Origin of the sequence: Pseudonocardia sp. KRD291 (genome assembly GCF_019263595.1) — a bacterium.
In the GTDB taxonomy this organism is placed as follows: Bacteria; Actinomycetota; Actinomycetes; order Mycobacteriales; family Pseudonocardiaceae; genus Pseudonocardia.
The window spans coordinates 1-7,277 of record NZ_JADQDD010000299.1 but is presented as its reverse complement, the minus strand read 5'-3'; the positions used below and the strand labels follow the sequence as shown (position 1 = coordinate 7,277).

At 73.0% G+C, this 7,277-nt stretch carries 7 protein-coding genes and 1 tRNA gene; 4 read left to right on the top strand and 4 right to left on the bottom strand.

Annotation, left to right across the window (positions count from 1 at the left end; all coding sequences use genetic code 11):
* The 3 genes from I4I78_RS27695 to I4I78_RS27685 all read right to left on the bottom strand — a co-directional run.
* A partial coding sequence (locus I4I78_RS27695; protein WP_218614443.1) for a PP2C family serine/threonine-protein phosphatase occupies nucleotides 1-1,212 on the bottom strand: 1,212 nt, incomplete at its 3' end.
* 105 nt (nucleotides 1,213-1,317) lie between these two features.
* The gene (locus I4I78_RS27690) at nucleotides 1,318-1,779 is read right to left on the bottom strand and encodes an FHA domain-containing protein (RefSeq protein WP_218614442.1); all 462 of its coding nucleotides are present in this window, start codon (nucleotides 1,777-1,779) and stop codon (nucleotides 1,318-1,320) included.
* A gap of 121 nt (nucleotides 1,780-1,900) precedes the next feature.
* Nucleotides 1,901-3,250: a DUF3662 and FHA domain-containing protein gene (locus I4I78_RS27685; protein WP_218614441.1), complete on the bottom strand. Its 1,350-nt coding sequence runs from the start codon at nucleotides 3,248-3,250 to the stop codon at nucleotides 1,901-1,903.
* Nucleotides 3,251-3,397: 147 nt separating this feature from the next.
* Here I4I78_RS27685 and I4I78_RS27680 point away from each other — a divergent pair.
* Nucleotides 3,398-3,480 (top strand) — tRNA-Leu (locus I4I78_RS27680).
* 109 nt (nucleotides 3,481-3,589) lie between these two features.
* On the opposite strand, the gene I4I78_RS27675 is transcribed toward I4I78_RS27680, so the two are convergent.
* Entirely contained in the window at nucleotides 3,590-4,246 is a 657-nt protein-coding gene (locus I4I78_RS27675; RefSeq protein ID WP_218614440.1) for a uridine kinase, read from the bottom strand.
* A 67-nt stretch (nucleotides 4,247-4,313) separates the two neighbouring features.
* Between I4I78_RS27675 and I4I78_RS27670 the strand changes: the two genes are divergently transcribed.
* The 3 genes from I4I78_RS27670 to I4I78_RS27660 all read left to right on the top strand — a co-directional run.
* Nucleotides 4,314-5,096, top strand: coding sequence for an IclR family transcriptional regulator (locus tag I4I78_RS27670; protein ID WP_218614439.1), 783 nt, complete (start codon nucleotides 4,314-4,316; stop codon nucleotides 5,094-5,096).
* Between the two features lie 169 nt (nucleotides 5,097-5,265).
* Nucleotides 5,266-6,405, top strand: coding sequence for a 5-methyltetrahydropteroyltriglutamate--homocysteine S-methyltransferase (locus I4I78_RS27665; RefSeq protein WP_218614438.1), 1,140 nt, complete (start codon nucleotides 5,266-5,268; stop codon nucleotides 6,403-6,405).
* A 163-nt stretch (nucleotides 6,406-6,568) separates the two neighbouring features.
* The coding region (locus I4I78_RS27660) for a class I SAM-dependent methyltransferase (protein ID WP_218614437.1) at nucleotides 6,569-7,277 on the top strand (709 nt) is incomplete at its 3' end.

The window sequence follows — 7,277 nt, the reverse complement described above, 5'->3', positions numbered from 1 at the left end:
GCACGGCGGGAGCAGGCGGGCACGCAGCCGGTCCACCGTGCTGTGCGCGCCGTTCTCGCCGTCCGAGGAGACGATCCCGTCGGTGACCTGGCTGCGCACGGTCTGCGGCAGGTCGTCCAGGGCGATGTCGGAGGTCTCGGCGACGGTCTGCAGCGGGATGCCCAGCACCGAGCCGCGCACCCCCTGGTAGATCGCGACCCGCTCCTGGTCGACGCCGACGTAGTACTGCTGCAGCACGAGCGTCCGGGCCAGCCACACGCCGAGCCCGAGCACGACGAGCACGCCGAGGACGGCGGCCACCGGCCGCAGGCCGCTTCTGCGGCGCTCGCGGGGCCGGGCCTCCGGCTCGATCCGGACGGGTGCGGTGCGCGGCAGCGTGGTCGCCGCCGCCCGGGAGGCCGACGTGTTGTGCGCCGGGCCGTCGTAGTCGCCGGAGTCGCTGCGGTGGTTGCGGCCCGCCGAGCCGCCGATGATCGGCGCGTCCTCGCCGTAGTCGACGTCCACCACGTCGGCGACGATGCAGGTGATGTTGTCCGGGCCGCCGCCGCGCAGGGCCAGCTCGATCAGCCGGTCCGCGCACTCGCGGGGGTCGGAGTAGTCCGAGAGCGTGTCCCGCAGGGTGTCGTCGCTGACCGGGCCGGACAGGCCGTCCGAGCAGAGCAGGTAGCGGTCCCCGGCGCGGGCCTCGCGGATCGTCAGCTTCGGGTCCACGTCCTGACCGGTGATGGCGCGCAGCAGCAGCGACCGCTGCGGGTGCGTGTGCGCCTCCTCCTCGGTGATCCGTCCCTCGTCGATCAGGGACTGGACGAACGTGTCGTCCTTGGTGATCTGGCTGAACTCCTCGCCGCGCAGCTGGTAGGCGCGGGAGTCGCCGACGTGCACCATGCCCAGCCGGGAGCCGGCGAACAGGATCGCGGTCAGCGTCGTGCCCATGCCCTCGAGGTCGGGGGCGTCGGCGACGTGCCGGCTGATCGCGTCGTTGCCCTCGTGGGTGGCCTCGCGCAGCTCGGCGAGCAGGTCGTCGCCGGGCACGTCGTCGTCCAGCGGTGCGAGCGCGGAGATCACCAGGGAGGACGCGACCTCACCGGCGGCATGGCCGCCCATGCCGTCGGCCAGGGCCAGCAGACGAGGACCCGCGTACACGGCGTCCTGGTTGTTCTGCCGGACCAGCCCGCGGTCACTTCGGGCCGAGTAGCGCAGCACCAATGTCACGGGGCGGCTCCGGCTTCGGTCGGGGCTCGTGGTGCAGGCGATCGTGACGCCGTCATGGCAGAGATGATCATTCTTGGGATCATTCCCGGGGTCATGCTCGGTTCGTCATGATCGCAGCTCGATCACCGTCTTGCCGATGCGGACCGGGACCCCCAGCGGGACCCGGGTGGGCCCGGTGACCTTAGCCCGCTCGAGATACGTGCCGTTCGTCGACCCGAGGTCCTCGACGTACCACTCCTCGCCCTGCTGCGAGATCCGTGCGTGCCTGGTGGAGGCGTAGTCGTCGTCGAGCTTCAGCGTCGAGTCGTCGGCCCGTCCGATCAGGATCGGGCGGGAGTCCAGCGTGATCCGGCTGCCGGCCAGCGGGCCCTGGGTGACCAGGAGCTGGCGCGGCGCGCGGCTGCGGCCGCCGGCCTTGGCCTTCGTGCGGGACCGGCCGGGCAGGACCGCACGCAGCCCGGAGGCCGCGTACAGGTCGGACCGCACCACCTGCAGGGCGAGCAGCACGAACAACCAGAGCAGGGCCAGGAAGCCACCTCTGGTCAGCTGAAGTACCAGCTCCGGCACTCACCGCTCGCTTTCGTGGTCCGGGGTCGGCGACGGCGCAGGTCTCCCTGCCCGCCGTCGCGACCTCGTGTTCGTCGGTCTCCGGCCCGCTCGGGCCGGAGATCAGCTCTGCGTGCGGCGATCAGCCCTGGGTCCGGAAGACGAGGCTGGAGTGCCCGACCCGGATCACGTCGCCGTCGGTGAGCTGGCAGCTCTGGACCGGGCTGTTGTTGACGGTGGTCCCGTTCGTCGACCCCAGGTCGTTCAGGGTCGCGACCTGGCCGTCCCAGCTGACCTCCAGGTGCCGCCGGGAGACCCCGGTGTCGGGCAGCCGGAAGTTCGAGTCCTGACCGCGCCCGATGACGTGGGTGCCCTCGACGAGCTGGTAGTTGCGGTTCGACCCGTCGTCGAGGATCAGCATCGCGGCCAGCGCCTGCTGCGCGCCCCACCCGCCCTGCTGGTAGCCGCCGCCGTCGTAGCCCTGGTCGTAGCCCTGCTGGGGGTAACCGGGCTGCTGCCCGTAGCCGCCCTGCTGGTAGCCGCCGCCGTCGTAGCCCTGGTCGTAGCCCTGCTGGGGGTAGCCGGGCTGCTGGCCGTAGCCGGGCTGGGCGTAGCCCTGCTGGCCGTAGCCGCCCTGCTGGTAGCCGCCGCCGTCGTAGCCCTGGTCGTAACCCGGCTGCTGCTGGGGGTAGCCGGGCTGCTGGCCGTAACCGGGCTGGCCCTGGTCGTAGCCCTGGCCCTGGTCGTAGCCCTGCTGCGGGTAGCCGCCGCCGTAGCCCGGCTGCTGCTGCGGGTAGCCGGGCTGCTGGCCGTAGCCGGGCTGGCCCTGGTCGTACCCGGGCTGCTGCTGGCCGTAGCCGCCGTAGCCCTGCTGGGGGTCGTAGCCCTGGCCGGGCTGCTGCCCGTAGCCCTGGCCCTGGTCGTAGCCGGGCTGCTGTCCGTAGCCCTGCTGCTGTCCGCGCTCCTGCTCGTACCCGGGAGGCGCGTAGGTCTGCTGGCCGTATCCGCCGGGGGCGCCACGGTCGTAGCCGTACTGCCCGTTCTCCTCGGGGTGGCCCGGTTGCTGGCTCATGGGTGCTTCTCCTGCGGTGCGAGCTCTGATGGCGGCCCGACGGGAAGCGTCGGGGTCGACAGCCGAGCGGGTGCGGAACTGTCCCGTGTGCAGCGCCTCGGAGCGCTCCAGAAAGACTACGACCTCACCGTAGGTGTCCCATCCCTGGTCGGTGAGTTCTGTCGCCACGTGCGACGACAGTGTGTGGATGATCTGGTCCTGGTCATCCGCCATCCGGTCGAGATCGGACGGACTGAGCATCACGGTGTACCGGTTGGGCGCCAGCAGGCGTCCTCCGGCGAGCTGCTCGATGTGGTCCTCGGCTTCCCTCAGCAGTGCCTGTGCGACTTCCTGTGGGACGACACTGCCTCCGAAGACCCGCGCGAAAACGTCCCCGACCATGCCCTGGAGACGCCGCTCGAAGCGGTCCACGCGACCCAAACGATCTCCTCCGTTCGCAATCGGCGTGTCGATGACGACACCGATCGTATCTGTGCTACCCGCTGCGCCTGCCGACCCCCGGACGTTCCCGGTTGCCGACCCCCTCGCGAACCCGGTCTCCGGGGGGTGCTAGATTTTTCTCCGTCAGGGCGAGTGGCGGAATGGCAGACGCGCACGGTTCAGGTCCGTGTGTCCGAAAGGACGTGAGGGTTCAACTCCCTCCTCGCCCACACACTTCAGGTCTCGGGTTCCTCTCCTTCCGGAGCCGATCCTTCTCCGTTCCGGTCACCGGCGCCATCGCACGGTAGCGGGACGTGACCACCCGTGCGGGTGCGGGCCTCACCTCGGCCCACCGTCGCGGTCACGCAGCGCTCGCCGATCCGGGTGGTCGGCCATCACCAGCACGTCCGCCGACCCGATCGGGTCGCGCTCGTCCTCGTAGCGCGCGAACGCCTGCAGCATCCAGTGGTCGTCGCCGGGCAGGTGCCGGGCCAGCGCCGCGGCGGCCATCCGCAGGTGCACCGCCAGCTCGCACGCCAAACCGCGCCCGAGCAGCCGTGACCCCGCCAGCAGCACGACGCCGTCCGGGCCGATCGGCTGCGGACGGTCCCGGTAGGACCGGTCCCGGTCGGCGTCCCACAGCCGGGGCAGCACCATCCCGGACCCGTCGGCCCCCGCCGGGCCGAGCACCTCGCGTCGCAGGGCGTCCTCGTCGACCCAGCCGTCGAGGAACATGTCCGGGTCGGTGTGCCCGAGCTCGAGGCGCACCGACGCCGGACGCAGGTAGTCCCCGGCGTCGACGACGACGGCCGCGCGCCCGCGCAGGCGTACCCGTTGCGCGACGTCGTCGGCCAGCTCCCGGGGCGCGGACGGCGGCGGCCCGTCGAGCAGGACCCGCACCCGCCCGGGCCGGGCGCACACCCGTCCGGTGACGTGGTCGGCCAGCGCGGCGGCGTCCACCGGGCGGAACGAGCCCGTGGTCCCGCGTGCGGCCATCGGCGCGTGCCCCCTTCGACGGTGGTGGTGGTTGTCCCGCCGTGGCGGGTGAGGCAACACTAGGCGGGTGAACCCGGACGAGCCCGGCGTCCGCGGCTCGTTGCGGCGCGCACTGCGGATCGTCGAGGCGGTGGCCGACGCCGGGGACGGGGTGACGGCGAAGGCACTGGCCCGCCGGCTCTCCACGCCGCTGCCGACCGTCTACCGGGTGCTGGGCACGCTCGTCGAGGAGGGCTACCTGGTCCGGCTGCACGCGGTGCGCGGCTACGGGCTGGGCTACCGGGTGGTCGACCTCTACCGGGGCCTGACCGACCAGATCGTGCCGTCGGCGGCGGTGCGCGAGCTGCTCGCCGAGCTGCACGCCGAGATCGGCGCCGCGACCTACCTGGTCGTGCTGCGCGACACCGACGTGGTGGTCGCGCACGCCGATTCCTGCACCGCGCACCCCGGCGTGCCCGGCCTGCGGGTGGGGGAGCCGGTGCCCGGGCACGCGACCGCGCTGGGCAAGGCGGTGCTGGCGCACCTGGACCCGGGACGCCTGGCCGACGTCCTGACCCGTTCCGGCACGCCGGTGCTGACCACGCACACGATGACCGAACGGCGGCTCCTCGACCGGGAGCTGCTGCGCGTGCGCTCGGCCGGGGTCGCGGTCGAGGTGGAGGAGTTCCGCCGCGGCACGGCCGGGATCGCGCTGCCGCTGCGCGTCGGCGGCCGGTTCGCGGCGCTGGGGGTCTCGGTCAGCCGCGCGGAGTTCGGCACCCGGCGCTGGGAGCTCGAGCGCGCCGTCCGGGACGCCGCGGACCCCCTCACCCGCCAGCTCACCACCCCCGGGACCGCAGCCTCCGGCTGACCCCACCCAACTCTCCGCGTTGTGGAGCCATATCGGGCCTGTGAACGCCCGAGATCCGCGTCGTGGCTCCACAACGCGGAGAGGGTGGGGTGTGGCCGGCGGACGATCGCGTTCCCGTCTGACGGAAGTCCGGGGGCGCGCATGCGTCACCGGCGATACGTTCGCCCGCATGCAGCCTGGTACGACGACGAACCTCGCCCGCACCGACCCGCCGTTCCGGGCCGACCACGTCGGGAGCCTGCTCCGCCCGCCGGAGCTGCTCGCCGCCCGCTCCGAGCACGCCGCGGGCCGCCTCGACGACGCGGGCCTGCGTGCCGCGGAGGACGGCGCGGTCACCGACGTCGTCGCGATGCAGGAGGAGATCGGCCTGCAGAGCGCCACCGACGGCGAGTTCCGGCGCACCTCGTGGCACATGGACTTCATCTACCGGCTCGGCGGCATCAGCAAGACCGGCGACCAGCTGGAGGTGAAGATGCGCAACGCCTCCGGGCAGAACAACTTCACCTCGGCCGGGATGGCGGTCACCGGCAAGGTCCGCCTGGAGCAGCCGATCTTCGCCGACGACTTCGGCTACCTCGCCTCGCAGGTCCGTACCGCGACGCCGAAGCTGACCATCCCGTCGCCGAGCATGGTCTACGCCCGCGGCGGCTCCGCGGTGATCGACCGGTCGGTCTACCCGGACCTCGAGGAGTTCTGGGCGGACCTGTCCGGCGCCTACGCCGACCAGGTCAGCGCCGTGTACGACCTCGGCTGCCGCTACCTGCAGCTCGACGACACCGCGCTCGCCTACCTCAACGACCCGGCGCACCGCGCCGACCTGGCCGCCAAGGGCGACGACCCGGAGACCCAGCACCTGCGCTACATCCGCCAGATCAACGCGGCGATCGCCGGCCGGCCCGCGGACATGAAGGTCACCACCCACATGTGCCGCGGCAACTACCGCTCGTCCTGGGCGGCCGAGGGCGGCTACGACCACGTCGCCGAGGCCCTGTTCGGTGAGCTGGCCGTGGACGGCTTCTTCTGCGAGTTCGACGACGAGCGCTCCGGCGGGTTCGAGCCGCTGCGGTTCGTGCCGAAGGGCAAGCAGGTCGTGCTCGGCCTGGTCACCACGAAGACCGGCGAACCCGAGGACGCGGACGCGCTCAAGCGCCGGATCGACGAGGCGGCGAAGTACGTCCCGCTCGACCAGCTGTGCCTGTCGCCGCAGTGCGGGTTCTCCTCCACGGTCGAGGGCAACGCGCTGAGCGTGGAGCAGGAGAAGGCCAAGCTCGCGCTGATCGCGCGGGTCGCCCGCGACGTCTGGGGCTGAGCCCTCGCGACGTCGTCCCGGACCGGGGCCGGGCCGCGCCAACCGGCGTCGCTCGCGGGTCACGAGTCGGCCCGGCCCCACCTCACCTCCCGCACGGGGCACCTTCTGCACAGGACACCTTCCGCACGGGACGACGGACGGCCCGGATCGCTAGCCTCGCCCGATGGACGAGGGCCCGCGCGGCTGGGGTGTGCCGCTGCACGAGCAGGTGCTGTCCGGGCTCGAACCCGGGGCGCCGATGCTCGACGTCGGCTGCGGTGCGGGCGCGTTCACCGCGTTCGCGGCCGGTCGCGGGTGGACGGTCAGTGGCGCCGACACCGACCGCTCCGCGCTGGCTGCCGCCGAGCGCGAGCTCCCGGACTCCGACCTCCGCCTCGCCGACGCGCACGACCTGCCCTGGCCCGGCGACGCGTTCGGCCTGGTCACGCTCGTACAGGTGCTCGCGCACGTCACCAACCCGATCGCCGCGCTGCGCGAGGCGGCGAGGGTGTGCGAGCCCGGCGGGCGGGTGCGGGCCACCGTCTGGGGACGTCCCGACGAGTGCGACGTCGGCGGGTTCGGCCGCGCGCTGGCCCCGTTCCTGCCGGATGGACCCGCGCCGTCCCGGGGCTCCGCGGGCCCGCCGCCGCTGACCGAGCCGGACCGGCTGCGCAAGGTCGCGGGGCTGGCCGGACTCGACGTGCGGGACCTGCACGAGGTCGTCTGCACGTTCGACTACGCCGACGCCGACGAGCTCGTCGGCCCGGTCCTGGACTCCGCACTGGGCCGTCGGGCGATGATGCGCTCGTCCGGCCCACGGCCCGTGCGGCGCGCCCTGCTGGCCGGCATGGAGCCCTTCCGCGAGGGCACCGGCTACCGCCTGCACAACACGT